General features: G+C 68.6%; 27 protein-coding genes, 1 tRNA gene, 1 other RNA gene and 2 pseudogenes. 9 read left to right on the top strand and 22 right to left on the bottom strand.

All coding sequences use genetic code 11. The annotated features are described in order from the left end of the window. From EII34_RS16100 to EII34_RS14725, 3 genes are all read left to right on the top strand, one after another. A partial coding sequence (locus tag EII34_RS16100; RefSeq protein ID WP_185711374.1) for a hypothetical protein occupies positions 1 to 190 on the top strand: 190 nt, incomplete at its 5' end. A 373-nt stretch (positions 191 to 563) separates the two neighbouring features. After that, positions 564 to 1,121: a hypothetical protein gene (locus EII34_RS14720; RefSeq protein WP_124845931.1), complete on the top strand. Its 558-nt coding sequence runs from the start codon at positions 564 to 566 to the stop codon at positions 1,119 to 1,121. A 90-nt stretch (positions 1,122 to 1,211) separates the two neighbouring features. Continuing rightward, positions 1,212 to 2,243: a PDDEXK nuclease domain-containing protein gene (locus EII34_RS14725; RefSeq protein WP_124845932.1), complete on the top strand. Its 1,032-nt coding sequence runs from the start codon at positions 1,212 to 1,214 to the stop codon at positions 2,241 to 2,243. A gap of 30 nt (positions 2,244 to 2,273) precedes the next feature. Here the strand turns inward: EII34_RS14725 and EII34_RS14730 are convergent, their stop codons facing one another. Both EII34_RS14730 and EII34_RS14735 read right to left on the bottom strand, forming a co-directional pair. After that, entirely contained in the window at positions 2,274 to 3,992 is a 1,719-nt protein-coding gene (locus EII34_RS14730; protein WP_124845933.1) for a WD40 repeat domain-containing protein, read from the bottom strand. A gap of 104 nt (positions 3,993 to 4,096) precedes the next feature. Further along, positions 4,097 to 4,501, bottom strand: a complete 405-nt coding sequence (locus EII34_RS14735) for a VOC family protein (protein ID WP_124845934.1) — start codon at positions 4,499 to 4,501, stop codon at positions 4,097 to 4,099. 231 nt (positions 4,502 to 4,732) lie between these two features. Between EII34_RS14735 and EII34_RS14740 the strand changes: the two genes are divergently transcribed. Further along, entirely contained in the window at positions 4,733 to 5,311 is a 579-nt protein-coding gene (locus EII34_RS14740; RefSeq protein WP_124845935.1) for a TetR/AcrR family transcriptional regulator, read from the top strand. 103 nt (positions 5,312 to 5,414) lie between these two features. Here the strand turns inward: EII34_RS14740 and EII34_RS14745 are convergent, their stop codons facing one another. The 13 genes from EII34_RS14745 to EII34_RS16620 all read right to left on the bottom strand — a co-directional run bounded on the left by EII34_RS14745 (position 5,415) and on the right by EII34_RS16620 (position 15,449). Further along, positions 5,415 to 7,358 carry a WD40 repeat domain-containing protein gene (locus tag EII34_RS14745; protein WP_124845936.1) on the bottom strand — a complete coding sequence of 648 codons (1,944 nt, stop codon included), beginning with the start codon at positions 7,356 to 7,358 and terminating at the stop codon, positions 5,415 to 5,417. A gap of 199 nt (positions 7,359 to 7,557) precedes the next feature. Then, entirely contained in the window at positions 7,558 to 8,544 is a 987-nt protein-coding gene (locus EII34_RS14750; protein ID WP_124845937.1) for an aldo/keto reductase, read from the bottom strand. Between the two features lie 73 nt (positions 8,545 to 8,617). After that, the gene (locus tag EII34_RS14755) at positions 8,618 to 10,003 is read right to left on the bottom strand and encodes an alpha/beta hydrolase family protein (protein WP_124845938.1); all 1,386 of its coding nucleotides are present in this window, start codon (positions 10,001 to 10,003) and stop codon (positions 8,618 to 8,620) included. Between the two features lie 47 nt (positions 10,004 to 10,050). Continuing rightward, the gene (locus tag EII34_RS14760; protein WP_124845939.1) at positions 10,051 to 10,923 is read right to left on the bottom strand and encodes a WD40 repeat domain-containing protein; all 873 of its coding nucleotides are present in this window, start codon (positions 10,921 to 10,923) and stop codon (positions 10,051 to 10,053) included. Then, positions 10,917 to 12,023, bottom strand: a complete 1,107-nt coding sequence (locus EII34_RS14765; protein ID WP_124845940.1) for a hypothetical protein — start codon at positions 12,021 to 12,023, stop codon at positions 10,917 to 10,919. Before EII34_RS14765 ends, EII34_RS14760 begins: the two co-directional genes overlap by 7 nt. Beyond that, the gene (locus EII34_RS14770) at positions 12,020 to 12,430 is read right to left on the bottom strand and encodes a WD40 repeat domain-containing protein (protein WP_185711375.1); all 411 of its coding nucleotides are present in this window, start codon (positions 12,428 to 12,430) and stop codon (positions 12,020 to 12,022) included. Before EII34_RS14770 ends, EII34_RS14765 begins: the two co-directional genes overlap by 4 nt. A gap of 78 nt (positions 12,431 to 12,508) precedes the next feature. Continuing rightward, positions 12,509 to 12,925, bottom strand: coding sequence for a type II toxin-antitoxin system VapC family toxin (locus EII34_RS14775; protein WP_124845942.1), 417 nt, complete (start codon positions 12,923 to 12,925; stop codon positions 12,509 to 12,511). Next, a complete protein-coding gene (locus tag EII34_RS14780) occupies positions 12,922 to 13,158 on the bottom strand; it encodes a FitA-like ribbon-helix-helix domain-containing protein (protein WP_124845943.1) in 237 nt (78 codons plus the stop codon). Before EII34_RS14780 ends, EII34_RS14775 begins: the two co-directional genes overlap by 4 nt. Positions 13,159 to 13,620: 462 nt before the next feature. After that, the gene (locus EII34_RS14790) at positions 13,621 to 13,881 is read right to left on the bottom strand and encodes a CopG family transcriptional regulator (RefSeq protein ID WP_124845945.1); all 261 of its coding nucleotides are present in this window, start codon (positions 13,879 to 13,881) and stop codon (positions 13,621 to 13,623) included. An 84-nt stretch (positions 13,882 to 13,965) separates the two neighbouring features. Next, a tRNA-Ser gene (locus EII34_RS14795) sits at positions 13,966 to 14,053 on the bottom strand. A gap of 57 nt (positions 14,054 to 14,110) precedes the next feature. After that, entirely contained in the window at positions 14,111 to 14,560 is a 450-nt protein-coding gene (locus EII34_RS16610) for a Na+/H+ antiporter NhaC family protein (protein ID WP_260425182.1), read from the bottom strand. After that, a complete protein-coding gene (locus tag EII34_RS16615) occupies positions 14,557 to 15,108 on the bottom strand; it encodes a Na+/H+ antiporter NhaC family protein (protein ID WP_260425183.1) in 552 nt (183 codons plus the stop codon). Before EII34_RS16615 ends, EII34_RS16610 begins: the two co-directional genes overlap by 4 nt. Further along, positions 15,108 to 15,449 (bottom strand): transporter permease, encoded by a 342-nt coding sequence (locus EII34_RS16620; protein ID WP_260425184.1) that lies wholly within the window; start codon positions 15,447 to 15,449, stop codon positions 15,108 to 15,110. Before EII34_RS16620 ends, EII34_RS16615 begins: the two co-directional genes overlap by 1 nt. Positions 15,450 to 15,545: 96 nt before the next feature. On the opposite strand from EII34_RS16620, the gene ffs reads away from it, so the two are divergent. From ffs to recR, 4 genes and pseudogenes are all read left to right on the top strand, one after another. Further along, positions 15,546 to 15,642: signal recognition particle sRNA small type (gene ffs / locus EII34_RS14805), an RNA gene on the top strand. Positions 15,643 to 15,799: 157 nt separating this feature from the next. Further along, entirely contained in the window at positions 15,800 to 17,995 is a 2,196-nt protein-coding gene (locus tag EII34_RS14810) for a DNA polymerase III subunit gamma and tau (protein WP_185711376.1), read from the top strand. 52 nt (positions 17,996 to 18,047) lie between these two features. Further along, on the top strand, positions 18,048 to 18,353 hold the full coding sequence (locus tag EII34_RS14815; protein ID WP_124845947.1) for a YbaB/EbfC family nucleoid-associated protein: 306 nt from the start codon (positions 18,048 to 18,050) through the stop codon (positions 18,351 to 18,353). 1 nt (position 18,354) lies between these two features. Further along, a pseudogene (gene recR, locus EII34_RS14820) lies at positions 18,355 to 18,936 on the top strand (recombination mediator RecR); the annotation flags it as partial. Positions 18,937 to 19,057: 121 nt separating this feature from the next. Here recR and EII34_RS14825 read toward each other — a convergent pair. From EII34_RS14825 to EII34_RS14845, 6 genes and pseudogenes are all read right to left on the bottom strand, one after another. Continuing rightward, complete coding sequence (locus EII34_RS14825) at positions 19,058 to 21,280, bottom strand: PEP/pyruvate-binding domain-containing protein (RefSeq protein WP_124845948.1); 2,223 nt, start codon at positions 21,278 to 21,280, stop codon at positions 19,058 to 19,060. Continuing rightward, complete coding sequence (locus EII34_RS16335) at positions 21,277 to 21,927, bottom strand: MFS transporter (protein WP_221620318.1); 651 nt, start codon at positions 21,925 to 21,927, stop codon at positions 21,277 to 21,279. Before EII34_RS16335 ends, EII34_RS14825 begins: the two co-directional genes overlap by 4 nt. Before the next feature lie 92 nt (positions 21,928 to 22,019). Then, positions 22,020 to 22,406: pseudogene (locus tag EII34_RS16845) on the bottom strand (MFS transporter); the annotation flags it as partial. Further along, positions 22,403 to 22,978 (bottom strand): TetR/AcrR family transcriptional regulator, encoded by a 576-nt coding sequence (locus tag EII34_RS14835; RefSeq protein WP_124845949.1) that lies wholly within the window; start codon positions 22,976 to 22,978, stop codon positions 22,403 to 22,405. The pseudogene EII34_RS16845 and the gene EII34_RS14835, both read right to left, overlap by 4 nt. 279 nt (positions 22,979 to 23,257) lie before the next feature. Further along, positions 23,258 to 23,857, bottom strand: coding sequence for a response regulator (locus tag EII34_RS14840; protein ID WP_260425188.1), 600 nt, complete (start codon positions 23,855 to 23,857; stop codon positions 23,258 to 23,260). A gap of 31 nt (positions 23,858 to 23,888) precedes the next feature. After that, positions 23,889 to 25,109: a sensor histidine kinase gene (locus EII34_RS14845; RefSeq protein WP_124845951.1), complete on the bottom strand. Its 1,221-nt coding sequence runs from the start codon at positions 25,107 to 25,109 to the stop codon at positions 23,889 to 23,891. A 126-nt stretch (positions 25,110 to 25,235) separates the two neighbouring features. On the opposite strand from EII34_RS14845, the gene EII34_RS16630 reads away from it, so the two are divergent. Beyond that, positions 25,236 to 25,361 carry a hypothetical protein gene (locus tag EII34_RS16630; protein WP_260425187.1) on the top strand — a complete coding sequence of 42 codons (126 nt, stop codon included), beginning with the start codon at positions 25,236 to 25,238 and terminating at the stop codon, positions 25,359 to 25,361. Here EII34_RS16630 and galE read toward each other — a convergent pair. Next, the gene (gene galE, locus EII34_RS14850; protein ID WP_124845952.1) at positions 25,355 to 26,344 is read right to left on the bottom strand and encodes a UDP-glucose 4-epimerase GalE; all 990 of its coding nucleotides are present in this window, start codon (positions 26,342 to 26,344) and stop codon (positions 25,355 to 25,357) included. The genes EII34_RS16630 and galE overlap by 7 nt on opposite strands. Positions 26,345 to 26,745: the final 401 nt, after the last annotated feature.

Genomic DNA, 26,745 nt, shown 5'->3' on the forward strand with positions numbered 1-26,745 from the left:
GGGACCCCTCACCGAACAAGAAGACCAAACCCTGACCGAGGTCTACGTGCTGGCGGGAGTCCAAGACGCCGACGCCATCGGCTGGGGAGACCCTGATGATGTGAAGGACCTCACCAAGCTTCCTTGGACGGACGTCCCCGCCAAGATCACCAGCGAGGTGCTGGCCACCGTCCATCAGATGGGTGGATGAGCGGGGCCTGCCTTGTCCCGCTGGTCGAGTTGAAGGTGTTGTTCACGACCTTCTTCCTCGCTGGTCGAGCCGGGCCGCGTGCCAGCACGCCGTCCGTGTCGAGACCTCTGGCATCCCGTGCTGGTGCTCGAGTTGAGTGGGAATCTCACGGGGTCTCGACACGGTTTCCTTCGCAAGCTCTGGAAACCAGCTCGACCAGCGGTGGGGTGAGTGGGTTCTATCTTTTCCGTTGGTCGAGCTGAGGGCGCGTGACGCCCGATTGTCGAGACCTCTGGCCTCCGGCGCTGGTGCTCGAGTTGCGCGGGTATCTCGCGGGGTCTCGACACGGTTTCCCTCCGTGATGGGCAGTCACGATCCCCGTGGTATCGGGCCCATGACTGAGGAGGCTCGGGCTGCCCTGCAGCAGGTCCGGGAGGCTGTTTCACTCATCCTCGCAGGTGGTTGGGAGCCTGGTGACGGGCGCGTGGAGTTCCGGGGCGTCCTCGACAGGGAGTCCGTCCCGGCCGGGCCGTTCTGCTGGTGGAATCTCGATGGGGAGATCCTGCTCTCGTGCCTCTGGGTGAGAAACGGCCACGAGCTGAGTTCGGTGCCCGTGGGTGATCTCACCGCCAACAATGACCACGGGTGGTGTGGCGAGGTCAACGATCTGCTCCTCGACCTCGACGACGACCACCGGCAGCAGCTGCGGAGCTGGCTCCGTGAGGAATGCGACCTCCAGCATCCCGAGACCGCCATCGTCTGGGCCGCAGACCTGTGGGCCGCGGCGTCCACCGTCGGTGGCGTGCTCGAGGAGGAGGCCCGTCAGCGCCTCGTCGTGACCATCCGGAAACACCTCGACGCCGGACGCATCAGCCCCGCCCGGATCCGGAGACTCACGGGCATCAGCCGCTCGATGCTGAGGCGGACAGCGCAGGACGAACCAGAGAAGTGACGCGGTGAGACGGAGAGCGCTTGAAGCGGCGAATCCAACGCGCTGGCCCCTCTGTCCCCTCTGTCCCTCGACTTCGACGATGATTGTTCCATGACCATGCCCGAACCCGGACTTCCTCTCCCCACCGGTCCCCAGGAGGGTCCCCTGGTGGAGCGGATCTCGGCGCTCATCACCCGGACCCGCACCCACGTCGCTGCTCGAGCCAATGCCGCCCTGACCATGATGAACTGGCAGATCGGTCACATGATTCACATCGAGGTACTCCATGAAAACCGCGCTGACTACGACAAACAGATTGTCGCTTCACTGGGGCAACAATTGACGGAGCGCTTCGGGCGCGGATTCAAGCGCGCTGACCTCTACCGGATGATCCAGTTCGCCCAGGCCTTCCCGGACCCGGAGATTGTGGCGACACTGTCGCAACAATTGAGTTGGAGCCACATCAAGACCCTGCTACCAGTTCCCAGCGCAGAGGCCCGCGACTTCTACATAGAGCAGGCGGTCAACGCCCGGCTGAGTGTCAGGGCTCTGCGAGAGCTCATCGGGAGGCAGGGTTTCGAGCGCCGGGAGATCGCCAACGCACAGACCCCCGGAGGATCTGCCGTCCCAACCGATCTGTTCCGCGACCCCTACTTCCTGGACTTCCTGGGGCTCGAGGAGGCCCACACCGAGAGCGATCTGGAAGAGGCCATCGCCCGGGACATGGAAGCCTTCCTCCTGGAGGTCGGCGATGGCTGGGCCTTCGTGGCCCGTCAGAAGCGGATCACCATCGACAACGACGACTTCCACCTGGACCTGCTGTTCTACTCCCGCCCGCTTCGCCGTTTGATCGCCGTCGAACTCAAGGTCGGCAGGTTCAAGGCGGCCCACGAGGGGCAGATGAAGCTCTACCTGAAGTGGCTCGACCGCTATGAGCGCCATGAGGGTGAGGAGGCCCCCATCGGCCTGATCCTGTGCACCGAGGCCAGCCGTGAGCAGGTTGAGCTGCTGGAGATGCACAAGGACGGCATCATGGTTGCCGAGTACTGGACCGCGCTCCCGCCCAAGGAGCAGCTGCAGGCCCGCATCGCCGAGATCCACCGGGCAGCCCAGGAACGTCTGGCTCGACGAGAACTCGGGTGAAGAACGGTGCCACGATGGGGCCACACCATTTCAGCGAGATGAGAGAACTGGCGCATCCCACAACCGCACGGTCTCGTCGCTGACCGAGAGCAGGAGTTTGCCGCTGTCATCCCATGTCATGTGGGTGACCGGGTTCAGGTGACCGACGAACACGTGCGACGGTTCGGCGGAGCCCGGCGTCCAGACGCGGACGGCGCAGTCGTCCCACGCCGTCGCGAGCCTCGTGCCGGTCGGGTCCCAGATCGCCAACCACGGGGTGTCGAAGCCGTCCTCGAACATCCCGTCGGGGTCCTGCACCACCAGGGGCGGCAGCGGCTGTCCGGTCGAGGACACCCAGCGCAGTCCGGAATCCCCCTCCAGCTGGGAGCCCAGGATCAGCTCGCCGTCGCTGCTCCACCGAAGGTCGTGCGTGGTCTCCACCCCCTCCAATCTCCGTGTCGCATCCCCGGAGGCCGCATCCCAGATCTGGAACGACCGCCCCGACTCGCTGACGGGGCCCGCCATGACCTCCGCCCCGTCCGGCGACCACGCCACAGCGACGCGGCCGTAGGGCACCCCGCCCGGCAGGGTGTGCAGCACCTCACCCGTGGTCGCGTCCCAGACCCGGACGGTGCCGTCACGTCCCGAACTGATGACCCGGGTCCCATCCGGGCTCCACGCCGCGTCCTGCGGGTACGGATCGTGGTCGAGTCCGGCCACGAGGTCCCCGTCCAGGCCCCGCACCTCAAGGGACTCGCCGCATCCCAGCAGGACCCGGGTGCCGTCAGGGCTGAGCCGCACCACGCCTCTTGTGGGTCGGTCGTCGACGCTGAATCCGCCGAGTTGCTGCTCTTCGCGATCCCAGAGCTGCACCGAACCGGACGAATCGAGGACCACGACGGCGCCGTCCTGTGCCCGGAAGGCGGCCGCGACGGGCACCGTCGGCTCCTCGGCCGGGAGCAGTAGCCGCCCGCTCGGGTGCCACAGCACCTCGTCCCAGTCACAGTCCTCGCCGGGTAGCTCCACCGACTCACCGGCCGCGATGTTGACGACCCGCGCCCTGCCGTCGTCGTGGACAACCAGCCGACCGCCGTCCGGGCTGAAACCTTGGAGCGCCACCAGACCGGGGATCTCGCGGAGCAGCTGCTGTGAGTTGAGATCGAGCACCTGGGTGACCCACTCGGTTCCGTGGTCGTGCCGCCCTCGTGGGACAGTCACCGCGATCTGCCGCCCCTCCGGATGCCAGGCCAGGGTGTTCGCCGAGAGGTCCAGCCGCGCGACCAGCTCGCCACCGTGCAGCTCGACGATGCTCAGCTGCTCATCGACGTCGATGAAGGCGAGCCGCCAGCCGTCGGGGCTCGGCCGGTTCGCCCGGTCCCAGTCGTGGGGGAGGGGCCAGCGGACGACCTCCTCCCAGTGCTCGTCGAAGCAGATCATGTGGTCGCCGTCGATGTCCGCGACGACACCGCCCTCGCCCCAGGTCACGCAGCGGGCCTGCCTGAGTGCTGGGACCTCGCCGAGTGGGGCACCGTCGGTGGCGTCCCACAGCCTTGCCACGCCGGAGGCGAGGGTGAGGATCCGGGTGCCGTCGGGGCTCCAGACCGGCCGCCCCATACCGGCCTCCGATGTGGTGAGGGTGAACAGCTCATCTCCGGTGGCCTCCTCCCACACGACCACCTGACGTTGGGCGTGCGCCGTCGCGACGCGCCTCCCGTCGGGGCTCACAGCGGATGGGCCGCGTCGTGGGGATCGGGTGACCTCAAGTCTCATGCCGGGATTCTATGGGGGCAGGACCTGCGGGAGCCCCCGATGGGGGCGCGGCTGTTCCCCCCCCGCAAGGCCGGGCTGGAGGCCCGACTTGATACGCGTCCCTTTCACGCCCCGACGTATGCCCCCGCGTACTCGTCGCTGGGTGGGGTCGGCTGGATGACGTCGAGCAGGACACCATCCGGGGCGGCAACGATGAAGTGTCGCTGTCCCCAGGCTTCGTCCCGGAGCGGCTGGACGACCTCGATGCCTTCTCGGATGAGGTGCTGGTGCACGTCATCGACGTCGTCGACCTCCAGATTCAGGATCACGCCAGTCGGGCGGGCGCCGTACCCCTCCGGGATGGTCTCGTGGTCGTACGCCAGCAGGGCCAGCTCGAAGGCGCCCAGCCGCAGGCTCACGTACCAGTCGGACTCGAACGTCGCCTCGAAGCCGAGGACGTGGCGATAGAACGACGCCGCGGCGGGGACATCCGTCGACATGAGCACTGGATAGAAACTGGTGACTGGCATGACACTCCTTACTTGGAGGGCGCGCGGATAGGCGAATCTACTGCGGTCGCCCCGGTGGCCCCCTGGCTGTGTTGTCCTCCTCGAACGCACGATCCAGTGCGCTCTTCGTCGTCCGCCTTGCCAAGAGGCCACCGTGACGATCCTCGTCACGATCCCTCTATCCGCGCACCCTCTTACACTGACGATGTAACTGGCCTCAGTATACATACACGGCGAATGTAAAGGAGTGTCATGCCTCGCGCCTCAGCCGCCGACGCCGCCCGTACGGCCGCACGGATCCTCCAGTCGGCCTCCTGCCTGTTCGCCACTCATGGTTATGCCCAGGTCTCCCTTGACGACATCGCCCACGACGCCGGTGTCACGCGAGGAGCCATCTACCACCACTACCAGAGCAAGAAGGGTTTGTTCAGTGCAGTGGCAGCCAGACTTCAGGCCGAGGTTGCCGGGGCAGTTGTGGCCGCTGCGGAGGAAGCGGTGGCCTCGCCCTCCGAGCAACTCCGAGCAGGTTCTCATGCGTTCCTGGACACGATCACCTCGCGCGACTTCGCTCGCATCCTCCTTGTCGACGCGCCGTCGGTCATCGGCTGGCAGGAGTGGCGCCGTCTGGACGACGAGAACTCTGCCGCCCGCCTGCGTGAAGCCCTGCGCAGTGTCCGGGTTCCCGAGGCCTTGGTGGATGCCACCGCCGCACTCCTGTCGGGAGCCATGAACGAGGCGGCACTGTGGATCACCCAGCATGACGACCCCGAGGCTGCGCGGACCGAGGCGCACACTGCTCTCGATCAGCTCCTCACTGCGTACACCGACTGATCGAACCGATCAGCGGATGCGCACCGGGCAATCTGTCGCCCGTCAGGATTCCGCCGGTCGACGAGCCCTCAGGGTCGGGACGGCCGACAGCGGGTGACCAGTCTCATGCCGGGAGGTCCGAGGGGGTGACGGGGAGGAGGACGGTGTCGCCGTCGACGACGCATTGGACGGCCAACCATCGGTGGGCTCCGGGGCTGGTGTGGCGGATGGTGCCGTCCGGGGTGCGGACCACCCAGTGGTCCTCGGGGAGTGAATCGATCTGGAAGCCGACCTGCGTGCCGGTTGCGACATCCCAGATCCGGACGGTGCGGTCATCGGAGTGGGAGACCAGGCGTGAGCCGTCGCTGTTGAACTGGACGCTGGCGACCCCTCTGGTGTGGCCCCGCAGTTCCTGAAGGCACTCGCCGTCGTCGAGGCGCCACACCGCGATGACCCCGTCGGCCCGGCTGAGTGCGACGGTGTTCGTGGCCGGGTCCCAGTCGAAGGCGGCCTCCTCCGCCACATCATCGGGTTCGAATTCCTGGATGAGCTCCCCGGTGAGGGCATCGAGCACCTGGATGGGGCCGTTCTCGATGTCCTGGGCGAGGATGCGGGTCCCGCCGGGGCTCCAGCGGGCGGCACACCCCCAGTCGAATCCGTCGAAGGTGCGCAGGTGTTCTCCGGTGCGGGTGTCCCACACCCGGATCTCGAACCCGCCCTCGGGCGGCAGCACCCCGACGGCGAGTTGCCCGCCATCGGGGGACCACGCGGTCCAGGTGGCCTCGACATCCTTGCCGAGCAGGGTATGGATGGTTTCCCCGGTGGTGGGGTCCCAGATCCAGCAGCCCTTGCCCCGGAACATGTCGCAGCCGCCCGCGACCCGGGTCCCATCGGGACTCCAGGTGAGCGTCCACCAGCTCTCCAGGTGTTCCCGGTGGGACAGCAGCCGTCCCGCTGGCACCTCCCGCACCTCGGTTCGGTAGCGGTTGGACACCAGCAGTCGGGTGCCGTCGGGGCTCCACGCGCTCTGCGGACCACTGCTCAGCTCCGCTGAGCTGCGGGCCTCGCTCACCAGGGCGCCGTCGTCGCCCCACAGCCGCAGCCTCCCGTTGGCCGACACGGTGGTGAGCGCGTCGTCGCCGGGCCGGAAGTACGCCGAGACGACCCGGTTCTCGCTGGCCTCCAGGGTGTGGTCGCCGCCGAGAACCGCGACCTGTTTGGCGCGGCGGGGTTGGATGTCCCACAGCTGAACGCTGCCGTCTCTGATCGGTGCGATGACGTGTCGGCCATCGGGGTGCCAGATCGCGGAGTGACACCACTGCCCGAGGTCGAGGCGGTGCAGTTCCTCGCCCGTGGCGGCGTCCAGGATCCGCAGGTGATCGTCGTTCGGGATCTCCAGCAGCCGTGAGGCGTCCGGGCTGAACCGAACCGGTGCTGAGGCAGGCAGCTGCCGGACCAGCTCCCCCGAGGTCGGATCCCAGATGCGGGTGGGAGCTCCGCCGCTACCCACCAGATACCGGGAGTCGGGGCTCCAGTCGAGGGCATGGAGGCGGTCTCCCGCGGGGAAGTCGCCGACCTCCTCCCCGGTTCGGCTGTCGCGGACCGTGATCTGCATCGAGGCATCCATCAGGGCCAGTCGGGTGCCGTCAGGGCTCAACGCGCCGCGCCACATCAGCAGCGACGGGGCACCGAAGTCGTGGAGGAGTTCGCCGTCGGCGTCGACGGTGACCGCCCGCTTCACGGTCATGGTCAGGATGACGTCCCCGCGCCAGGCCACCGGAATCCCCGGGGTCGGGAACTCACGCAGCTGTCTCGCCGTCGCGACACTCCACAACCAACTGCTCCCCTGGGACGAGGTGAGGATGCTGGCGCCATCCGGGCTCCACACGACAGCATCCACCGCGCCGGGATGGTCGGTCAGCAGACGTGCCTGGCGACGGTTGGCGACATCCCAGACGGTGACCGTACGGCTGTGCGACCCGACCGCCAGGAACCGACCATCACCGCGGCACGCCACCGCCCACGGATAGCTCCCGTGAGGAAACAACGAGACGATGTCCCTTGTCATGTCGAGATTCTACGGCCTCAGAGAACGAAGGAGATCCTCCTTGGTCATGATCTCGCCCCTGCCTGCCTCCGCGTCGGCGAGCCCGGAGCGAATTCGACCGAGCAGATCCGGGTCGCTCAGAATCTCCAAGGTCTCCGTCAAGGAACCATGTGGCGGAGCAACGGATCGGCGATGCGGGCGCGGGGCTGAACCCCGGCCGTCACCAGTTGGCGTGGACGTGCTCACGGATGCGCTCGTCGTAGATGCGCTCCAGTGCATCGAGCTGTGGCTGGGTCAGCGGCGCGAGCGAGCCCGCCAACGCATTGGCCCTGGCCTGCTCCGGGTTGCGCGCACCGGGGATGACGACGCTCACGCCGGGCTGGTCGACGATCCACCGCAGCGCGAACTGCGCCGTCGACGCACCCTCCGGCGTCAACGCGGCGACCTCACGTGCCGCGGCCACGCCGACGTCGTAGGGCACCCCCGAGAAGGTCTCGCCCTTGTCGAAGGCCTCGCCGTGGCGGTTGTAGCTGCGGTGATCGGAGGGGTCGAACCGGGTCGACTCGTCGTACTTGCCCGACAGGAGACCGGAGGCCAGGGGGACGCGGGCGATGATGCCCACCCCTGCCGCCGCGGCGGCGGGCAGCACCCGTTCGAGGGGCTTGCGTCGGAACGCGTTGAGGATGATCTGGACGCTCACCACGTTGGGGCGGGCGATCGCGGTGAGGGCCTCGTCGACGGTCTCGACGGAGACGCCGTAGGCCTTGATGCGCCCTTCCTCGACCATCGCGTCGAGCTCGTCAAAGACGGCGTCGGTGCTGTAGACCGGCGTCGGTGGGCAGTGCAGCTGGACGAGGTCCAGGGTGTCAACCCCCAGGTTGGTTCGGGAGCGGTCATTCCAGGCACGGAAGTTGGCGCCGTTGTACTCCTCAGCGACGTGCGGGTTCGCGCGCCGCCCCATCTTGGTCGCGACGGTGAGGGAGTCATCGCCCCGCTCGCGCAGGAACCGCCCGACGAGCTGCTCGCTGCGACCGTCGCCGTAGACATCGGCGGTGTCGAGGAAGGTGACCCCGGCGTCCACGGCCGCATGCAGGGTGGCCAGCGCGTGGTCCTCGCTCACCTCGCCCCAGTCCCCGCCGAGCTGCCAGCAGCCCAACCCGATCACCGATGTGTCGACCCCGAGCCGTTCCATACGCCGTTGTTCCATGACCCAACCCTATGTCACGGTGGCGGGTGCTGTTCGTCGACGACCTCCGTCACGCCGAGCCGGAGGTTCCGTCTCAGTTCTGCCACACGATCTCGGGATACTCAGGCAGATCCTTGCCCACCATGCGCAACGGTTCGCCCCGCAGCTGGTGGTCGAACCAGTCGCGGATGAGGGGGCGCAGCAGTTCGACCATGCGGGTGTGGGGCAGCAGCCCGTTGCCCATCAGGGGTACGACGGCGAAGGTGTCGTTGAAGCTCGGGTGCTGCGTCTGCGTCACCGTCGCCACGTGGTAGTTCGTTCCGTTCAACCCCCGCATCAGGTCGTCCTCTTCCTGCAGGGACTGCAGGACCTCCGGCTGCAGCTCCGGCGAGTACGTGGCCGGGTCATGGTGCAGTGTCATCAGGGGCTTGCCCACTGCTTCCTGCGTGACGTTGCCGTAGAAGGGGCCATCGATGTTGAGGGCGGCCCGCACCCGGGCATCGGTCCGCAGGGCCTCGGCGGCGGTGGCTCCCCCGAAGGAGTATCCGACCATGCCCACCCGATCCAGATCCATCGTTTCCGCCAGCTTCGTGCTTGACAGGGAGTCGAGCACGAAGCTGGCGTCCTGCGCCCGCTCCTCGACCAATCCTGCTGAATTGTCCTCGGAATCCATCTCCAGATCCGCCAGGATTCGTTCACCGTTGTGGGCCGTGACGACGCCCGAGGTTCCCGCATGGTCCATGCCCACCACGACGTAACCGTGGCTGACCAACTCGGTGATGAGCGCCATGCTCTCGTAGCGGGTGGAGCCGAACCCGGGGGAGTAGAGCAGCACCGGGAACCTGCCCGATGCGGGCTGCGCGTCCTGGAAGGTGTTCGTGCTGATCCGTTGCAGGTGGCCGAGGACCACCGCTGGAGCGTTCAGGTTGGCGGTCAGCGCCTCGGGGACCTCCGGGTCGTAGCCGAGCGGCCTCTGGCCCTCGGTCGCCTCGGCCGGATACCAGATGGTGGCGGGAATGCTGCGTGGCAGGGTGGCGGTGGTGATCCGCGGCTCCGTCCGGTTCTCGTCGACGAACACCTCACTGTGTGCTCCCACGGCGTAGGGGCCACTCGTTGCGGGCAGTGTGAGCACCGGCAGTGCCCACACCGCCACCCCGCTGGTCGCCACCAGGGCCAGCCCGACGAGGCACGCGGCCGAGCGACGCAGCAGGCTCACCCACTGTCGCCCACCGCCCTGCTCGGCCCCCTGTCTCGCGGCCCGGCGCCATGTCACCACGACGAGGACGGCGAAGACCACTCCGGCCGGAAGCAGCAGCACGCGTGGGAACTCCAGGGTGACGTGCAGTACCAGTGCCACGGCCGTCAGTGCGATCAATGCCTGGGTCACCCGTGGCCTGATCCTGGAACGGGCAGGCCACCACACGACGACCACCAGGAGCAGTGCTGTCAGCACCACGAAACTCATCTCTCCGAGACGCACAAACAGATCCTCCTTGTGGGAGCGCTCCCATCACCCTGTCCGAGAGGCTACCGGCACCCTCCAAATGTCCAGATGTGAGCGGTGTCGTCGTCGGCGATGCTCAGCAGGCGGGAGCCGTCGGCGTTGAACTCGACGTGGTGGACGTCGCTGTCGTGTGCCGGGATGCGGTGGAGCCGTTGCCCCGAGGCCAGGTCCCAGACGTTGACGGTGCCGTCACTGCCCCCGGTGGCTGCGACCGTGCCCGTGGGATGCCAATCCGGTGAAGTGTGGGAGTGGAAGTCGCGGACCTCCACCCCGCGGCGAACCTCCCAGGAGGTCGTGTCGATCTCCTGCACGTAACCGCCCTCCTCACAGTGGGTGAGGATCCTGCTGCCATCAAGGCTCCAGAAAGCGGTGACGCCCCAGTGGACCTCGGTGAGGATGCGCAGCCGCCGCCCGGTACGCGTGTCCCAGAATGCGACCGTGAACTCGTCGTCGGCCAGGAGGATCCCGGTCGCCAGCACCGCCGCGTCGGGGGACCACGCCGTCCAGGTCACGACCCCCTCGGGCGTCAGGCGACGACGGGGAACTCCGGTGCGCGGATCCCGGATCGTGCAGCCATCTTCACCGCCGCTGGCGACGAGGCTCCCGTCCGGACTCCAGGAGGTCGCGAAGAATCCGGACAAGGCGTCCCAGGTCGAGATCAGGGTTCCCGTGGTGGCGTCGCGCACCTGGGTCGTGACGGCATCGGCCACCAGGATGTGGCTGCCGTCCGGGCTCCAGGCATGACGCGGGCCGTGCATCCCGAACAGTCCCGTCGCGACCGCCGGGTGGAGGCGGTCGCCGTGGCGAACCTGCAGCACACCGTCGTCGAAGAGCAGGGCCAGCGCGTCCGTCACGGGGCTGAACGACGCCGACGAGATCCCCGGGAGCCTCAACATTGCAGCCCCTTGGCGGCGGCCCGGAACCCCTCGCTCAGCGAGTCATCGACGGCGAGCTCCGCGGCCCGGGCGCCCAGCCGCGGGTCGGTGTCGATGTCGCGTGCCCACAGCCGGGGCCGCCCGCCGTGGGCCAGCGCGACCCTCAGGAACGGGTCGTGACGGCCCGCCTCGGCGGCGGCCAGGTCGCAGGCCCGGGCCAGGGGGATGCCCTCCAGCCGGGCGCGACCCGCCGTCGCACCCAGCACCACCCGCGGATCGGCGTCGGGACGCAGAGCCCTCTCCCACAGCTCGTCGACCTCCTCAGGGGTGCCGTACCAGCCGACCAGCGGCGCGTGGACGCTGGTCTCCCAGCGACGGCGATGCTCCCGGATGTGCTCGAAGATCGGGGCGGCGATGCCGAACTCCGCCAACGCCATCCCGTAGACCACGCAGGCGCCCAGCCCGGAGAACGGATCGCTGTCGAACTGCCGGAGGAACCTGCCGCGCCAGCCCGGGGCGAGCGCCAGCAGGTCCTGGTCGGTGAGCTCGCCGACGTCCCAGAGGCGACGCAGGACCAGCCCAAGCTCGACCCCGCGGACGGTGGGATCCTCCAGCCGGGCGCGACACCAGACGACCTGCTGGGCCGCGAGCCGCTCCTGCAGCTCGAACCAGCGGAGCCGATACGGCCGCCACTGCGAGGTGGCGTCGTCGGCGAAGGGACCCGGCCAGGCGATCTCCTCCCAGACCATGTGCTCCGCCTCGTCCCAGTCCGCGAGCAGCCCGGTCAGCCAGGCCCGGCGGTCGGGGTCCTCGTCGTCGGGTTCGCTCGCATATCCGCGACGCACCGTGACGGCGTAACGCCAGGCCAGAGCAGCCCGCACCCAGGCGGGCCAGATGGGGTCCGTCATGAGCTCGACGGCGAGTTCGGTGGCGTCGTCGAGAGGGGCCCGATCCTGGTGCGGATTGAGGATCGCGATGACGATGTCGCCCGACGGCACCCACCAACTCCAGTCCCCGTCGACGCCGTGCGCCCACTCCAGCGCCACCTCACGTACCGGGCGGCCGGTGCGACGGGAGGTCCCGGTGAGGTGCTCGTACACCCGGGCGGGTGGGGTGCTCACGGTCGGGATCTCCGCAACGTGGTGCGGGCCCCGGTGGTGGCGTCGAAGAGCAGCGGCTGATCGTCCTGGGTCACGGCCCAGACGTGGCCACCGTCGGGGCTCCACCCGGCGCTGGCCAGGAAGTCGGGGAGCTCAAGCCGAAGCGTCGCGTTGCCCGCGGGGTCCCAGACCGCCAACGAGCCCGTCTCGTGGCCGCTGAGCAGACGCTCCCCATCGGGACTGAACTCGACGACCTCCATGAAGCTGGCCTGCTGCACGGCGGGCTGGTCGGAGTGGATGAGCTCCTGGAGCACCTCGCCGGTGCGGGGATCCCAGACGATCACCTCGGCCTCCCAGGTGCCGCCCGCCACGCGGCTGCCGTCGGGCGACCATGCCACACATCTGATCCCGGGGGGTTCGTTGGTCATGGGGCCAGTCTGGCAGAGGGGCCAGTGGGGCATGAACCCCCGGGAGACGTCGACGCTGGCGTTGTGTTTGCGTGGTGTTCAGGCAAACGGATTGGTGAGCGTGAGTCCTGGGATGCCTGCGAAGTCCTTCGTGTTGCGGGTGGCGAGCGTTGCCCCCATCGCCAGGCAGATCCCCGCGATCTGGGCGTCGGCCAAGGAGAGGGGATGACCCCTGCCGAGTGCTTCCACCACTGCATGCGCAGTGGCCCGGGCGGCGTCAAGATCGTACACGGCGATGGTGTCGCGGTGGGCGTCGAGGAAGCTGTGCCACCGCTGTTCGAGTGTGCTGCGCCGACGTCCATGGGGCAGGCGACCGAGACCTCGTTCGATCTCCTCGACCGTGATGACGCTGATTGTCAGATCGGCTGGGTCCAGGGTGCTCGCCCACATGAGAACGTCGTGGTTGGGGGAGTCCTTCATGAACTCCGACACGACGTTGGTGTCCGCGATGATCACGTGAGTTCGAAGGTGCGGGGCAGGTCGGAGCGATCGACGGGGGGTAGATCGACGCCGCCTGCCCCGGACATTGCGGCATGCAGGCTGAGCAGGATGTTCTCCTTCGGCTGCCCCACGGCGGAGTCCAGAATGGCTCGGACCTCCGCTTCGACGGAGCGGCCGTGTTGTGCCGCGCGACGGCGCAAGCGGGCGTGTGTGCGGTCATTGAGCTGCCGGATCGTCAGGGTCGCCATCGGTGCCTCCTGACAGCAATGCTAGCAAGCCTTCCCCGGGGTGCCGGTCAAGCCCCTACCTGCTCGACCGGTACCAGACCTTCAGCTCACGCCCCGGTGTTGGGCAGCCCTGGTCGCGGCCTGCTCGGGTCAGGAGACGCCAGCCGCGACGGAACCGGGACTCCTGGCAGTTCCGGGGTCGTCGGTTGTGGCGTTGTTGGCGCCGGTGCACTGGTGAACCGTCCTGGGTTTCGTTCCGATCTGTTGTTGAGAGGATTGGATCATGCCGAGGAAGTATCCAGAAGCGTTCCGTGCTCGGGCGGTCCGTGACATCGCGCCGAAGGTGGGTGTGTCGTGGGGGACGTTGCACAACTCCCCGTTGAGGGTTTTCGTTATCCAAGGTTTCCCCCGCAAGTACGAAGCGCGCGGCAGTCTCAGGATCCTCATCGCTGATCCCGTGCTTGCGCGCCGATGGGGCGACGATCACGCCCGAGCCCACTCGCGCACGGCGGCCCGGATCGCGCTGGAACGATCCAGTCCCTCGCGATCGGCACGCGTCATCAGCTCGGCCAGTTCCTCATCGGAAAACCGGGTCGGCACCACCCGGGTAGGCGTTCCCGTCCGGGTTGGACGCCCCCAGCGTCGCTGCAACTCCTCGACGTCATAGCCCGCCTCAGCCTCATCAGCCCAAGCCTGCACTTCGGCATCAGGGACCTCTCGACCATGGATCACCCGTTTTGCCATGACACCAGCGTATTACGTAATACGGACATTCCCCAAGGGCCTGTGGGAAATGCAGAGGTCCGGCTCCTGAGGAGCCGGACCCGGTGGCGGAGGATACGAGATTCGAACTCGTGAGGGCGTGAACCCAACCCGCTTTCCAAGCGAGCGCCATAGGCCTCTAGGCGAATCCTCCAGGGGAGAACCCTACCGGAGGGGGCGGGGGGTCGCAACTGATCGGCGACGGTGCCGGTCACAGCACCATCGAGGCGGCCCAGCCCGCGGCCAGCAGTGGCAGGTTGAAGTGCAGGAAGGTGGGGATGACGGTGTCGCGGATGTGGTCGTGCTGGCCGTCGGCACCGAGTCCTGCCGTGGGTCCGAGGGTGGAGTCCGAGGCGGGGGAGCCCGCATCCCCCAGGGCGCCCGCGGTGCCGATGAGTGCCACCGTCGCGAGCGGTGAGAAGCCGAGTGCCGTGCACAGCGGCACGTAGATGGCGGCGATGATCGGCAGCGTCGAGAACGACGAGCCGATGCCCATCGTGACCAGCAGCCCGACCAGCAGCATCGCGAGGGCCGCGGCGGCCCTGTTGTCCCCGACCAGGGCGGCGCTGCCCTCGACGAGGGAGTCGATGCGCCCGGTGGCCTTCATCACGGAGGCGAACCCCTGGGCGGTGATCATGATGAAACCGATGAGGGCCATCATCGCATCCCGGCGGTGAACACCTCGTCTGCCTCCAGTACCCGCACCGTCCCGGTCGCGACGAAGATGAACAGCCCGACCAGCGCCCCGACGAGCAGGGAGTCGGCCTTCGAGCCGCTCACCGTCAGCCAGGTCTGCACCGCGAAGGACACGACGATGGCGGCAACCGCGACGATGATCTTCGGGCGACTCACCTCGACCAGGGAGTCCTCGTCGTTCCCGGTCCGCGGGGCGTGGTCGCGGGGGCGGCGGTAGGTGACGAACAGGGCGATCAGCAACCCGGCGACCATGCCGAGCGCCGGGATGCCCATCGCGGCCATGACGTTGATCCCCGAGGTGTCCAACCCGGCGGAGATGTTGCCCAGCAGGATGTCCTCGAGGAAGATCTTCCCGAAACCGAGCGGCAGGAACATGTACGTGGTGACCAGGCCGAACGTCAGGGCGCAGGCGATGGCGCGACGATCCAGCCGGAGCCTGTCCATGACGGCCAGCAGCGGCGGGATCAGCAGCGGGATGAACGCGATGTGGACGGGGATGATGTTCTGACTCATCACCGCCATCGCGACGATCCCCCCGATGACCCCCAGCGCATCCACAACGAGGCCCGTCCCTCGGCGTCCCGGCCGCGCAGTCGCCTGATGAGGGACCAGGCCAGCAGCTGTGGCAGTCCGGAGTGGGCCACGGCCATCGCGAAGGCCCCGAGCAGGGCGTAGGACAGCGCGATCTTCGCGCCGTCCCCGAGCCCGGTCTGGAACGCGACCATCGTCGCCTCCAACCCGATCCCTGCCAGCAGACCATCGACGACGGCCCCCACGAACAGGGTCAACACCACGTGGACGCGGCACAACGCCAACAGCAGCATGACCACGACGGCGATGACGACTGGATTCATGACCCACCTTCGGGATGATGACGGTGCGAGCCTATTCACCGAGGCCACCCGGGACACGACGGGTCCACGGTGTGGGCGAAAGTGTGTAGACTTGATCCCGGTTCCTCGCGCGGCGGTATCTCGCCCAACTCCCCCAGGGTCGGAAGGCAGCAAGGGTAAGTGAGCTCTTCCGGGTGCGCGAGGGGCCTTTTTCATGTCCCCGTGAGGGCGGGAACCGCTGACGAGGAACGCCAGCGTGTCGCCCGCCGACGTCCTGTCGTCTCTCCCCTGCGATTCGTGTGCAAGGGGAGGAGGGGCTTGTCGCTGGGTGAGCGCTGGAACTGTGGGGGTGAGGGCCTAAGGTGGGGGACGTGGATGACGAGTACGACGGCACCGAGGACGAGTACGCCCCCCTCGACGACTACTTCGAGGCCCCCGCCTTCGAGCAGGACGGCCCGGGGCTGTTCGACGACCCCGTCTTCGAGCAGGACGGTCCGGGGCTGTTCGACGAGCCCGGGGACGCCCCCACCGTCGCCGATGAGGCCGTGGCCGCCACGAGTCCTTCACCGCAGGAGCCTGCAGGACCCGATGCGACTCAGCAGGCCGAACCCGCGTCCCTGGCCCTGTACCGTCGCTACCGTCCCGACTCCTTCGCGGAGGTGATCGGGCAGGAGCACGTCACCGTCCCGCTGATGCGGGCGCTGGACAACAACCGCGTCAACCACGCCTACCTGTTCTCCGGGCCCCGCGGCTGTGGCAAGACCACCTCGGCCCGCATCCTGGCGCGTTGCCTCAACTGTGAGCAGGGCCCCACCGCCACACCGTGCGGGGTGTGCCGCTCCTGCACGGACCTGGCACGCGGCGGCCCCGGCAGCATCGACGTCATCGAGATCGACGCCGCCAGCCACGGTGGCGTCGACGACGCCCGCGACCTCAGGGAACGCGCCTTCTTCGCGCCCGTCCACAGCCGCTACAAGATCTACATCATCGACGAGGCCCACATGGTCACCCAGCAGGGCTTCAACGCCCTGCTGAAACTGGTGGAGGAGCCGCCGCCGCACGTGAAGTTCGTCTTCGCCACCACGGAACCGGAGAAGGTGATCGGCACCATCCGCTCCCGCACCCACCACTACCCCTTCCGGCTGGTCCCGCCGCGTCTGCTGGGCGACTACCTGGCCGAGATCTGCACCTTGGAGGGGGTCGCGGTGGACCACTCGGCCCTGCCGCTCGTGGTGCGGGCCGGAGGTGGATCGGTGCGCGACTCCCTGTCGATCCTCGACCAGCTGCTCGGTGGCGCAGGCGCCGAAGGGGTCTCCCACGACCAGGCGGCCGCGCTGCTCGGCTTCACCCCGGACGCGTTGCTCGACGAGATCGTCGACGCCTTCGCCGCGGGTGACGGGGCCGGGGTCTTCCGCACCATCGACAAGGTGATCGAGGTGGGACAGGACCCACGACGGTTCGCGGAGGACCTGCTGCGTCGGCTGCGCGACCTGGTGATCCTCGCCGCCGTCCCGCAGGCCGCCGAGACCGGGATGCTCGAGGTGCCGGCCGATCAGGCCCAACGCCTGGCCACACAGGTCGCCGGCATGGGGGCGGGAGAGCTCACCCGGGCCGCCGAGGTGATCGCGACGGGGCTCACCCAGATGCGCGGCACCACCGCACCGCGCCTGCACCTGGAGCTGATGTGTGCCCGGGTGCTGCTGCCCACAGCCGATGCGGACGAACGCGGTCTCCACGCCCGCATGGACCGGCTGGAGCGACGCGTCGGGATGATGGGGGAGACCCCTGCCCCGCAGGTGCCCCAGTCCGCCCCCGCCCCAGCCGCTGCGCAACCCACGCCAGCGCAGCCGACCCCACCGCAGCCGACCGCACCGCAGGCGGGGCCGTCCCACTCCGCCCCGCCACAGCCGGTCCCGGGCGGTGGGATGCGCCAACAGCGTCGCCCCGCCGGTGCCCCGCCGGGTGGCACGGCGGCCCCCACACCGGCCCCCCCGCTGCCACAGCAGGCCCAGCCCGTGGCCGGGACCCAGCCGACCCATCACCTCACCACCGCGGAGCTGCGACGACTGTGGCCGAACATCCTGGAGGCGGTGAAGGGCCGCAGAAGGTTCGCCCACATGATGCTGTCGCGACACGCCCAGGTGCTGGACGTCTCCGACGGGCAGCTGCTGCTCGGCTTCTCCGATGCCGGGGCCAAGGAGAACTTCACCTCCTCCGGGGTGAGTGATCTCCTCGTCGAGACGATCATCGTCACCGTCGGGGTGAGCCTTCGGGTGCAGGCCGTCATGGGAGGACACGAACCGGTGCGTTCCGCCCCGGAGCCAGCCGCCGACGCCCGCTCCGTCGAGCAGGCCCCGCCCGCAGCGACGGCTCCCTCACCGGAACCCGAACCAGCGCCCCGCGTCGATCCCCCCGCCCCACGACCGACGCCTGCCCCGTCGCCCCCACCGGTGGACGTGGAGCCGGAGGTGGCCGAGGACGACCAGGATCTGGAGGACCCCGACACCCTCGCCACACGTCTGCTCACCACCGAACTCGGCGCAGAGCTGATCCCAGATGCCGAATGATGTCACAGTCTGCTCCTATGCTTGGGACCAACGACCGTGAAGGAGCCGAGAGATGTTTGAGGGTATGGACATGAATGCGCTGCTGGCCCAGGCGCAGCAGATGCAGGAACAGATGCTGGCTGCCCGCGACTCCCTCGCGGAGCAGGAGTTCCAGGCCGCATCAGGGGGTGGCGTGGTGAGTGTCAAGGTCAACGGACTGGGTGACCTGGTGGACGTGACCATCGCGCCCGAGGCCTGGGACCCGGAGGACACCGACTCGCTCGGCGCACTGATCGTCGCCGCCTACCGCACGGCCCGCGAGGCGGCTGAGCAGGCTGCCTCCGCAGCGGCACCGCAGATTCCCGGGATGGGGTTCTGAGTTGTACGAAGGCCCCATCCAGGACCTCATCGACGAGCTGAGCCGACTTCCCGGCATCGGGCCGCGAGGGGCGCAGCGCATCGCCTTCCACCTGCTGGACGCACCGGAGGAGGACGTGTTCCAGCTGGCCGACGTGCTGCGGCGCGTCAAGCAGGCCGCCCAGTTCTGCGAGGTCTGCTTCAACATCACCCAGGAGACCCGCTGTCGCATCTGTCGGGACCCGCGTCGTGATCCGTCGGTGCTGTGCGTGGTGGAGGAGTCGAAGGACGTCGTCGCCATTGAACGCACCGGCGAGTTCCGGGGCCTCTACCACGTGCTGGGTGGGGCCATCTCGCCCATCGACGGACGTGGCCCCGGTGACCTGCACACCCGGGAACTGTTCCAGCGGCTCGCCGACGGGGCCGTCACCGAGGTGATCCTCGCCACCGATCCCGACACCCAGGGTGAGGCCACCGCCTCCTACCTCAGCCGCATGCTGCGCGACTTCGGGGTCTCCGTCACCCGCCCGGCCTCCGGGTTGCCGGTCGGTGGGGACCTGGAGTACGCGGATCAGGTGACCCTGGGGCGTGCCTTCGAGGGACGACGTTCCATGTTCGGCGAGGCCCTCGAACCAGCCGTCCCACCGCCCCCGGTGCCGGTCGAACCCATCCCGCCGACCCCCGAGACCAGCCCCTCGGCCTTCGCCTCGGTGATCCGCTGAGGGATCAGCAGGCCCCGGGGTCGACGGTGCCCGCCGAGCCGTCGACGACGAGTCGGGAACCATCGATGATCTCCATCGCTCCGGGTACCCCCAGCACCGCGGGGATCCCGTACTCGCGTGCGACGATGGCGGCATGGGACAACCTGCCCCCGGTGGCGGCCACGACGGCGACCGCGCGGGCGAACAGCGGGGTCCAGGCCGGATCGGTGGAGTGACACACCAGCACGTCACCGGGCTGCAGCCGGTGGAACTCGTGTGGACCGTGGATGAGGCGGGCCGGGCCACTCGCCCGGCCGGGACTGGCCGCGACCCCGTCGCCGGAGCTGTTGGCCGAGGTCGCCGCGCCGTGCGGTGTGGCGGTCCAGACCGCCTCCGCCCGGGACCGGGCGGCCTCTCGGCGGGCGATGATCGAGGCGATGTCGAGATCCTCACCATGCAGCGCCCTGAGGGTCTCGACGAAGGTGAGGAACAGACCTCGGGAGGCCGTGACGTCGAGTCGACGTGCCGCCTCGGTGGCGAGGCATCGCATCACCACCGCCAGTTCCTCGAACTGCAGCACCGAGGCCTCCCGCATCACGTGCCCGGCCCGGTAGTCGGCCAGCAGACGGGGGAACCGTCGGGTCAGGAACCGGGGCAGGGGAACCTGCCGCGGCGGGGTGGCATCGGCGGTCATCGCCAGCAGCGTCAGGAATCCGGGCAGGTCCTCGCGCCACGACCGGCTGGAGAACACCTGGTACATGCGGGTGGCGCGGGCCCCGAACCGGGTCAGGAAGTCCTCGACCCGGCCCCACCACGCGGTGCTGCGCAGGGCCTCGACGTCGATGGGGGTGGCAGCCAGCAGCCGACGCACCTCGGGCGGGGCAGCGGTGGCCAGGTGGTGCAGCTCCTGGTTGAGGGTGGCCGTGACGTAATCGAGGTCTCCCAGCAGGTCGAACTGGGTCAGCCCCGAGCGGGTCAACCGGAGCAGTGCGTCCAGCCGTAGCCCACGCATCAGGTGCTGGGCCAGGTACTGCATCCGATGCTCCACCAGCTCCCGGGCACGGGCCAGCAGCTCCACCATCGCATCGGCCAGCTCGTGATCGGTGAGGGAGTCCAGCCTGAGTGCGGCAAAGCGCGCCGCCAGGTCCCGGGCCTGCTGACCCTGCGTCTTCTCCCAGCTGTGGGGCTCGAGTCGCCTGGCGGGATGGAGGGCCCGCCACGGTGCCCGGATGCGTACTCTCGGATACCCGATCCGCGCCACCCCGTCGTCGTCCATCGTGAGCAGGTCATCGGTGATCTGGAGGTCGAGCCCGATCCGGCTGCCCGCCGTCCGCAGGATGGGCAGCAGCATCTCCACCATCGCCAGGTCGAGGGGGTAGGGGCAGGGGAAGTGTTCGACGATGTCGTCGTGGAGCATCCGGCTGAGCAGGCCGGGACGTCCGTGGGCGGTGGTGGTGACGGGACGGGCCTGCAGCAGCCACACCTGCTCGCCCTCGATCGCCCACTCGATGTCCATCGGTCTGCCGTATCGGCGCTCCACCCGCTTGGCCAGGGCAGCGATCCGTCGGGCCTGCCGGTCGGTGATGGCGGGGGCCGTGGGATCGGCGACGGGGCTGGTGGACGTGCCGCCGTCGGGACGAAGGTCGATGCGGGTCGGCTTGTGGCCAGGACGCCGCCGGAGCCTTCTGCCCACGGTGTGGGAATCCGGGGTGACGGCTCCGGAGACCACCGACTCGCCGAGCCCGAACGCCGACTCGATGACCACCGCCCGTCGCCCGGTGACCGGATCGACGGTGAACGCCACCCCTGCCGCATCGGCCGGGATCATCCGCTGCACCACGACGGCGATCGACACATCCGTGTCGTCGATGCCCTGCTCGGCGCGGTAGGCGACGGCCCGCTCCCCCCACAGCGAGGCCCAGCAGCGCTCCACGGCGGCGATCACGTCGTCGCCGACGACTCCGAGCACGGTCTCCTGCTGGCCCGCGAAGGAGGCCTCCGGCAGGTCCTCGGCCGTGGCGGAGGACCGCACCGCGACGGGGCCGCCGAGCCGCGCCGTCGCCGCCAGGATCTCGCCCGCCAGGGTGTCGGGCACGGAGCCGTCGACAGCGGCGCGGTGGGCGTTCGTGGTGATGCAGAAGCCATCCGGCACCGGGAGACCGGCTGCGAGGAGTTCTCCCAGATTGGCGCCCTTGCCTCCCACCAGGGCGAGATCGTCCTTGTCGACACAGTGGAGATCGATGATCATGGGGCAACCTTTCGGGTGAGCAGCAGCCCGGCGAGGGCCGTTGCGGTGAGGGTGAGGAAGATGCCGGTGAGGGTGACTCCGGTGAGGAGCCAGATGCTGAGCAGTGGTACCCCGAGGGTGGCACCGGCGTTGCGGCCGAACTGGATCGCTCCGCTGGCCTGGGCCAGCTGGTCGTGCCGCACGGCGGCCTGTGCGTCCAGCAGGAGAAGTGGGAACAGGGTCCCCATCCCCAGTCCCGCTGCGGTCAGCGCACCGGCGACCAGCCCCGTCGACGGGGTCAGGGCGACGGCCAAACCCCCTCCGATGAGCGCCCAGCCCAGCGGTCGCACCCAGGAGCGGGCCGCCAGTTTCCCGGCCAGGGACGTACCGCAGCCGACACCGGCCAGCATGGGCAGCAGCATCCATCCCGTTGTGGTGGGGGACAGGTGGTGTCGATCCTGGAACAGCAGCGGGGCGTAGGTGACGACTCCGACGGTGATCGCGCCGACGAGGCAGGCCAGCAGCGTGAGGGGGCCGAGCCGGGCCTCGGCCCACAGCCGCCACTGTGCCCGCGCGTCGAAGCGCCACCACTTCGCGGGGGTGTCGCGGGTGGGCAGGCAGCGGGCCAGGGCCAGGGAGACCAGACTGAGCGGTACGGCCGCAGCCACGCCGATGCGCCAGCCGGGACCGTCGGTGAACAGCCGCCGAGGGGCGCTCCCGCGCCGGTGGCCAGGACCTGGACCAGGGCCAGCCAGGCCAGGGCGCGGGATCGGGTACGGTCAGGGAAGGCCAGGCTGATGGCTGCGATGGCGGCCGGGGCGATGGCACCGGCTCCCAGTCCCTGCAGCGTCCGTGCCGCGAGCAGCCACCCCATCGTCGGGGCCAGGGCCACCGCCAGGGCGCCGGAGGCGAAGGCGAGGTGGCCGAGGGCGAGGAGTCGTCGAGGGCCGAGACGGTCGGCCCACTGGGCGAGGACCGGCAGGGTGAGGGTGGAGGCCAGCAGGTAGCTGCCACCGATGAGGCCGTACCACTGCGGGGCTGCCAGTTCCCTGACGATCCGGGGCGTGGCGTTGCTGAGCAGGGTCTGCATGACGGCGGAGGCCGCCATCCCGCTGGCCGCTGCCGCGAGCACGACACCACGACTCATGTCATGCCCTGGAACAGCACGTGCAGCAGGGCCCGCAGGCGGTCGTCGGGGGAGGGGCCGGACGGGGTGGAGTGCCAGCCGAGGAGGCTCAGGTAGTAGGCCCCCTGGATGAGGGCCGTGGCGGCATCGAGGTCCAGGTCGGCGCGGAACTCCCCGGTCTCGACGCCACGTCGCAGCAGTCCGACGACGACGCGGCTGAAGCGCTGCTGGTTCTCCGATCCCAGGTCGGTGGAGAAGTTGAAGGAGCGCACCAGGTACATCTGGCGGGAGAGCTCCTGGTTGTTCCGGTGCCACTCGACGGCGGCCAGGAGCATGGCGGTGAGCTGTTCCTCGGCGGTGCCCTCGTCGTCGACGGTGGCCTCCATCGTCTCGACGGCCTCGCCGCCGAAGTAGCGGAAGATGTCGCGTTTGCTCGGGAAATGGGTGAAGAAGGTGCCCTTGGCCACGTCGGCGGCCTCGGTGATGTCGGCCACAGCCACGGCGTCGTAGCCCCGTTCGGTGAACAGCCGCATGGCGGTCTCGACGATCCGTCGTCTGGTCTCGGCCCGGCGTCGGGCAACACGCTCACTCATGACCACAGTCTAAAAATGACCACAGTCATTTTTCAAGTCCCCCAGATTTCGCCTGCCTTGTGACGGGTTTGCCTGTCCTGAGGCGGGTTTGCCTGTCCTGAGGCGGGTTTGCCTGTCTAAAATCGAATTGCCTGCCTAATAAGGCAGGCAATTCGGAACAGGACAGGCATTTCCATGTCAAGGCAGGCGAAACCGTCACAAGGCAGGCGAAACCGAGGGGGTCGCGGGCAGGAGTCGCGGCGGGCGGCGGGCGGCGGGCGCGGGGGTGGGGGTGGGGGATCAGCTGTCCAGCAGGCCACATTCGTGGGCGATGAGCACCAGCCCCACCCGGTCACGAGCCTCCAGCTTGGACAACAGCCGTCCGATGTGGGTCTTGACGGTGCCCTCGGCCATGTAGAGCCGGGACCCGATCTCCGCGTTGTTCGCCCCCTTGGCCACCTGCATCAGCACCTCACGCTCCCGCTCGGTCAGGCCGTCCAGACGGGAGTCCTCGTGAGCCCTGCCGACCGGCAGCTTCGGGGCGATGTGGTCCAGCAGCCGCCTCGTCGCCGACGGAGCGACGATGGCCCCGCCGTCGGCGACGGTGCGGATCGCGCCCAGCAGGTCCTCGGGCAGGGCGTCCTTGAGCAGGAAGCCGGACGCCCCATTCCTGAGGGCCGCGAAGACGTACTCGTCCAGATCGAAGGTGGTGAGCACCAGCACCTTCGTCTTGCCGCCCAGCGCCGTGATCTGACGGGTGGCCTCCGTGCCATCCATCACCGGCATCCGGATGTCCATGAGCACCACGTCCACCGGACGCGACCTCACCACCTCCACCGCCTCGGCCCCGTTCGAGACCTCGGCGACGGCCTCCATGTCGTCGGCCGAGTCGATCAACATCCGAAAACCGCTCCGGACCAGCGACTGGTCGTCAGCCAACAGAACCCGTATCACGGTCCCCTCCTTTCAGCCAGCTCCTGCCGAGCTGGGAGGGCATCGGAATCCGAGCCCTCACCTCGTAGCCCCCACCGGTGCGGGGGCCTGCCTTGAACGTACCGCCCATCGCCATCACGCGTTCCCGCATGCCACGCACCCCGGCTCCCGGACCGTCGGGGGAGCGGTGGACCCCGATGCCGTCATCGCTGACCCGGATCTGGATGGCGTCCGGGGCGAACTGGACGACCACCGTGGCAACCGCGGTCGGGCCAGCATGCTTGAGGAAGTTCGTCACCGATTCCTGCACCACCCGGTAGACCGTCAACCCCAGGGAGTCGGGCACGGCAGGGACCTCGGCCGGCATCTCCAGCGTGATCCGACTTCCCGCCTTCGCCACCATCTCCGGGATCTGGGGCAACGACGGTGTGGGGCCGAAGGCCGCATCGGACTCGCCGCGCAGCAGGGAGACGATCCGGCGCATCTCCCCGATCGAGGAGCGCCCCGTCGTCGCGATCACGTTGAGGGCCTCGATGGCGGCCTCCGGTTTCTTCGCGGCGAGGGCCTTCGCCCCCTCCGCCTGGACCACGATCACGGACAAGGAGTGCGCGACCACGTCGTGGAGCTCCCGGGCCACCTCGGAGCGGGCCTTGTTGTCGGCGATCTCGCTGGCCTGCTGGGAGTTGCGGCTGCCCGCCAGGAAGCGTTCCTCCGCCAGCGCCTGGGTCAATTCCTTCCGTGTGCTCTCGGAGCGGACGCGCTGCCCCAGCAGGTAGGCCGTCAAGGTCAGGGACAGGCACACCGTCGCCAACATGCCGCCGAACAGGAAACGCTGGGGCTCGGGCAGTGAGGTGACCCAGGTCAGTGGCCCGGCGAACGACGCGGCGATCCCGAGGGGCAGCACCACCAGACCGGAACGTTCCTTCATGTGGCGGGCCGCGGAGTAGACGATGACCAGCACCACCACCACGGTGGGAACGGGTTTGGTGAGGGTGGCGATCATCCCGAACCCTGCTGCTGCACACACCCCGACGGCCCACAGCGGACAGCAGCGCCGCAGCGCCAGTGAGGCCACCATGAGTGTCGACCAACCGATCGTGGCCGGTGCGTGGGCGATTCCGTTGATGGGGAGCGGGAGCACCAGGACGAACCACGCGATGACTGCCAGGCCGATGTCGACGAGCAGTCGACGGGAGACGCGTGGCACCGGGAACCTCATGAGGGCAAGCCTAGGTCGGGTGTCGACCGCTCGGCGTCAGACCCGGGTCATCGATCTTGGAGTCGGGGTGCAACCCGGGTCTTTCCTGAGCCCATTTCGGCCCCGGCTGAGGGTAGGTTGAACCTCATGATCCGCAAATTGTTCTGGACACTCCTGATGCTGACGGCGGTGTTCACCGTGACCGGTCTGCTCGACCTGCGTCGTGCGGAGCAACGTCGTCAACTGTGGGCCGAGGCCACGGACCCTCAGTAACCGAGTTTCTCCTTGCGCACCGGCAACCAGGCGATGGCGTCGCGCACCGCGTCGATCTCGGTGAGTTCCGCCTCCCAGCCCAATACGTCACGTGCCTTCGTGGAGACCGTGTAGACGCCTGCGACATCACCCGGTCGGGGATCGCCGAAGCGGACCTGGAGGGGGTCGCCGGTGATCTGCTCGAAGGAAGCGGCGAGTTCCTTCACCGTCACGCCGTTGCCCGTTCCGATGTTGAACACCTGGTAGGGCTCCTCGGCGGTGGCCGTGTCGAAGCCCTCGAGTGCTGCGACGTGGGCCCGGGCCAGGTCCCAGACGTGGATGAAGTCGCGGATGCCGGAGCCGTCGCGGGTGGGCCAGTTGACACCGGTGACGGTGAAGGTCTCCTTGTTCACCCAGGCCTCCAGCAGCTTCGCCAACACGTGGGAAGGTCTGGCCAGCTGCTGGCCGGAACGCAGCTTCGGGTCGGTGCCGATGGGGTTGAAATAGCGCAGGGAGGCTACGCGCACGTCGCTGGCCCTGGTGAAGTCCTCCAGGATCAGCTCCACCATGTACTTGGTGCGGGCGTAGGGGGAACCGGGGGCGAGGGGGGAGGCCTCGGTGACGACGAAGTTCTCGTCGGGGGCGTAGATGGAGGCGGAGGAGGAGAACAGGAACCGTTCGACGTGGTTGCGTTGCAGGGCCTCCAGCAGGGTCACGGTCTTCGAGACGTTGTTCTCGTAGTAGGCCAGGGGCTCGGCCACCGATTCCGGGACGATGATCCTCGCGGCGCAGTGGACGACGGCGTCGATCCGCTGTTCCTCGAACAGGCGGTCCAGCAGGGCGGTATCGGCGATGTCACCCTCGTAGAGGGGGCGGTCCCCGACGAACTCGCGCCGACCGGTGGAGAAGTCGTCCAGGATGACGACGCTGTGGCCCGCGTCCTCGCAGGCCGAGGCGACGGTGCTGCCGATGTAGCCGGCACCGCCGGTGATGAGAACCTTCATTGCTGCTCCTATCCGTGCAGTTCCCATCCTATCGGTCAGGGCCCTCCGATCCCATCGGCATCCTGGCGCTGCCTCCAGACCTGCCGGGCCCCGGTCGTCCGCGGCCCGGCACGTCGCCTTCCCAGTCACCCGCGTCCCATCCAGCACGAATCCGTTCTGCTTTTCTGGAAATGTTGGCATCCCGCAGCCGGACAACGCGCAAACATCCTGCACGTTCGTGCTCGCCCCGCCCGGTGACGTCAGACATCAGCCGTGCAGGACACCGGTAGGCTGAGCACCAGCACGTTCACGACCATGGCGAGGACTGCTCGAGGGTTATTCAGAGGATGCCAAAAATTATCCCGAGTACGGCTTTGATCGTGGTTTCGAATGTCGTGTATGGGCGGCGGTAGATGGTGCTG

The sequence above is a fragment of the Arachnia propionica genome, assembly GCF_003859805.1.
Classification (GTDB): domain Bacteria; phylum Actinomycetota; class Actinomycetes; order Propionibacteriales; family Propionibacteriaceae; genus Arachnia; species Arachnia propionica_C.

What these genes read in the sequence shown, in the direction of transcription:
- EII34_RS14720 (WP_124845931.1), top strand. Translation starts at nt 564, where the DNA reads ATGACTGAGGAGGCTCGGGCTGCCCTGCAGCAGGTCCGGGAGGCTGTT.
- EII34_RS14725 (WP_124845932.1), top strand. Translation starts at nt 1,212, where the DNA reads ATGACCATGCCCGAACCCGGACTTCCTCTCCCCACCGGTCCCCAGGAG.
- EII34_RS14730 (WP_124845933.1), bottom strand. Translation starts at nt 3,992, where the DNA reads ATGAGACTTGAGGTCACCCGATCCCCACGACGCGGCCCATCCGCTGTG.
- EII34_RS14735 (WP_124845934.1), bottom strand. Translation starts at nt 4,501, where the DNA reads ATGCCAGTCACCAGTTTCTATCCAGTGCTCATGTCGACGGATGTCCCC.
- EII34_RS14740 (WP_124845935.1), top strand. Translation starts at nt 4,733, where the DNA reads ATGCCTCGCGCCTCAGCCGCCGACGCCGCCCGTACGGCCGCACGGATC.
- EII34_RS14745 (WP_124845936.1), bottom strand. Translation starts at nt 7,358, where the DNA reads ATGACAAGGGACATCGTCTCGTTGTTTCCTCACGGGAGCTATCCGTGG.
- EII34_RS14750 (WP_124845937.1), bottom strand. Translation starts at nt 8,544, where the DNA reads ATGGAACAACGGCGTATGGAACGGCTCGGGGTCGACACATCGGTGATC.
- EII34_RS14760 (WP_124845939.1), bottom strand. Translation starts at nt 10,923, where the DNA reads ATGTTGAGGCTCCCGGGGATCTCGTCGGCGTCGTTCAGCCCCGTGACG.
- EII34_RS14770 (WP_185711375.1), bottom strand. Translation starts at nt 12,430, where the DNA reads ATGACCAACGAACCCCCCGGGATCAGATGTGTGGCATGGTCGCCCGAC.
- EII34_RS14780 (WP_124845943.1), bottom strand. Translation starts at nt 13,158, where the DNA reads ATGGCGACCCTGACGATCCGGCAGCTCAATGACCGCACACACGCCCGC.
- EII34_RS14790 (WP_124845945.1), bottom strand. Translation starts at nt 13,881, where the DNA reads ATGGCAAAACGGGTGATCCATGGTCGAGAGGTCCCTGATGCCGAAGTG.
- EII34_RS16610 (WP_260425182.1), bottom strand. Translation starts at nt 14,560, where the DNA reads ATGATGGCCCTCATCGGTTTCATCATGATCACCGCCCAGGGGTTCGCC.
- EII34_RS16615 (WP_260425183.1), bottom strand. Translation starts at nt 15,108, where the DNA reads ATGAGTCAGAACATCATCCCCGTCCACATCGCGTTCATCCCGCTGCTG.
- EII34_RS16620 (WP_260425184.1), bottom strand. Translation starts at nt 15,449, where the DNA reads ATGAATCCAGTCGTCATCGCCGTCGTGGTCATGCTGCTGTTGGCGTTG.
- EII34_RS14815 (WP_124845947.1), top strand. Translation starts at nt 18,048, where the DNA reads ATGTTTGAGGGTATGGACATGAATGCGCTGCTGGCCCAGGCGCAGCAG.
- EII34_RS14825 (WP_124845948.1), bottom strand. Translation starts at nt 21,280, where the DNA reads ATGATCATCGATCTCCACTGTGTCGACAAGGACGATCTCGCCCTGGTG.
- EII34_RS14835 (WP_124845949.1), bottom strand. Translation starts at nt 22,978, where the DNA reads ATGAGTGAGCGTGTTGCCCGACGCCGGGCCGAGACCAGACGACGGATC.
- EII34_RS14840 (WP_260425188.1), bottom strand. Translation starts at nt 23,857, where the DNA reads ATGTTGATCGACTCGGCCGACGACATGGAGGCCGTCGCCGAGGTCTCG.
- EII34_RS14845 (WP_124845951.1), bottom strand. Translation starts at nt 25,109, where the DNA reads ATGAGGTTCCCGGTGCCACGCGTCTCCCGTCGACTGCTCGTCGACATC.
- EII34_RS16630 (WP_260425187.1), top strand. Translation starts at nt 25,236, where the DNA reads ATGATCCGCAAATTGTTCTGGACACTCCTGATGCTGACGGCGGTGTTC.
- galE (WP_124845952.1), bottom strand. Translation starts at nt 26,344, where the DNA reads ATGAAGGTTCTCATCACCGGCGGTGCCGGCTACATCGGCAGCACCGTC.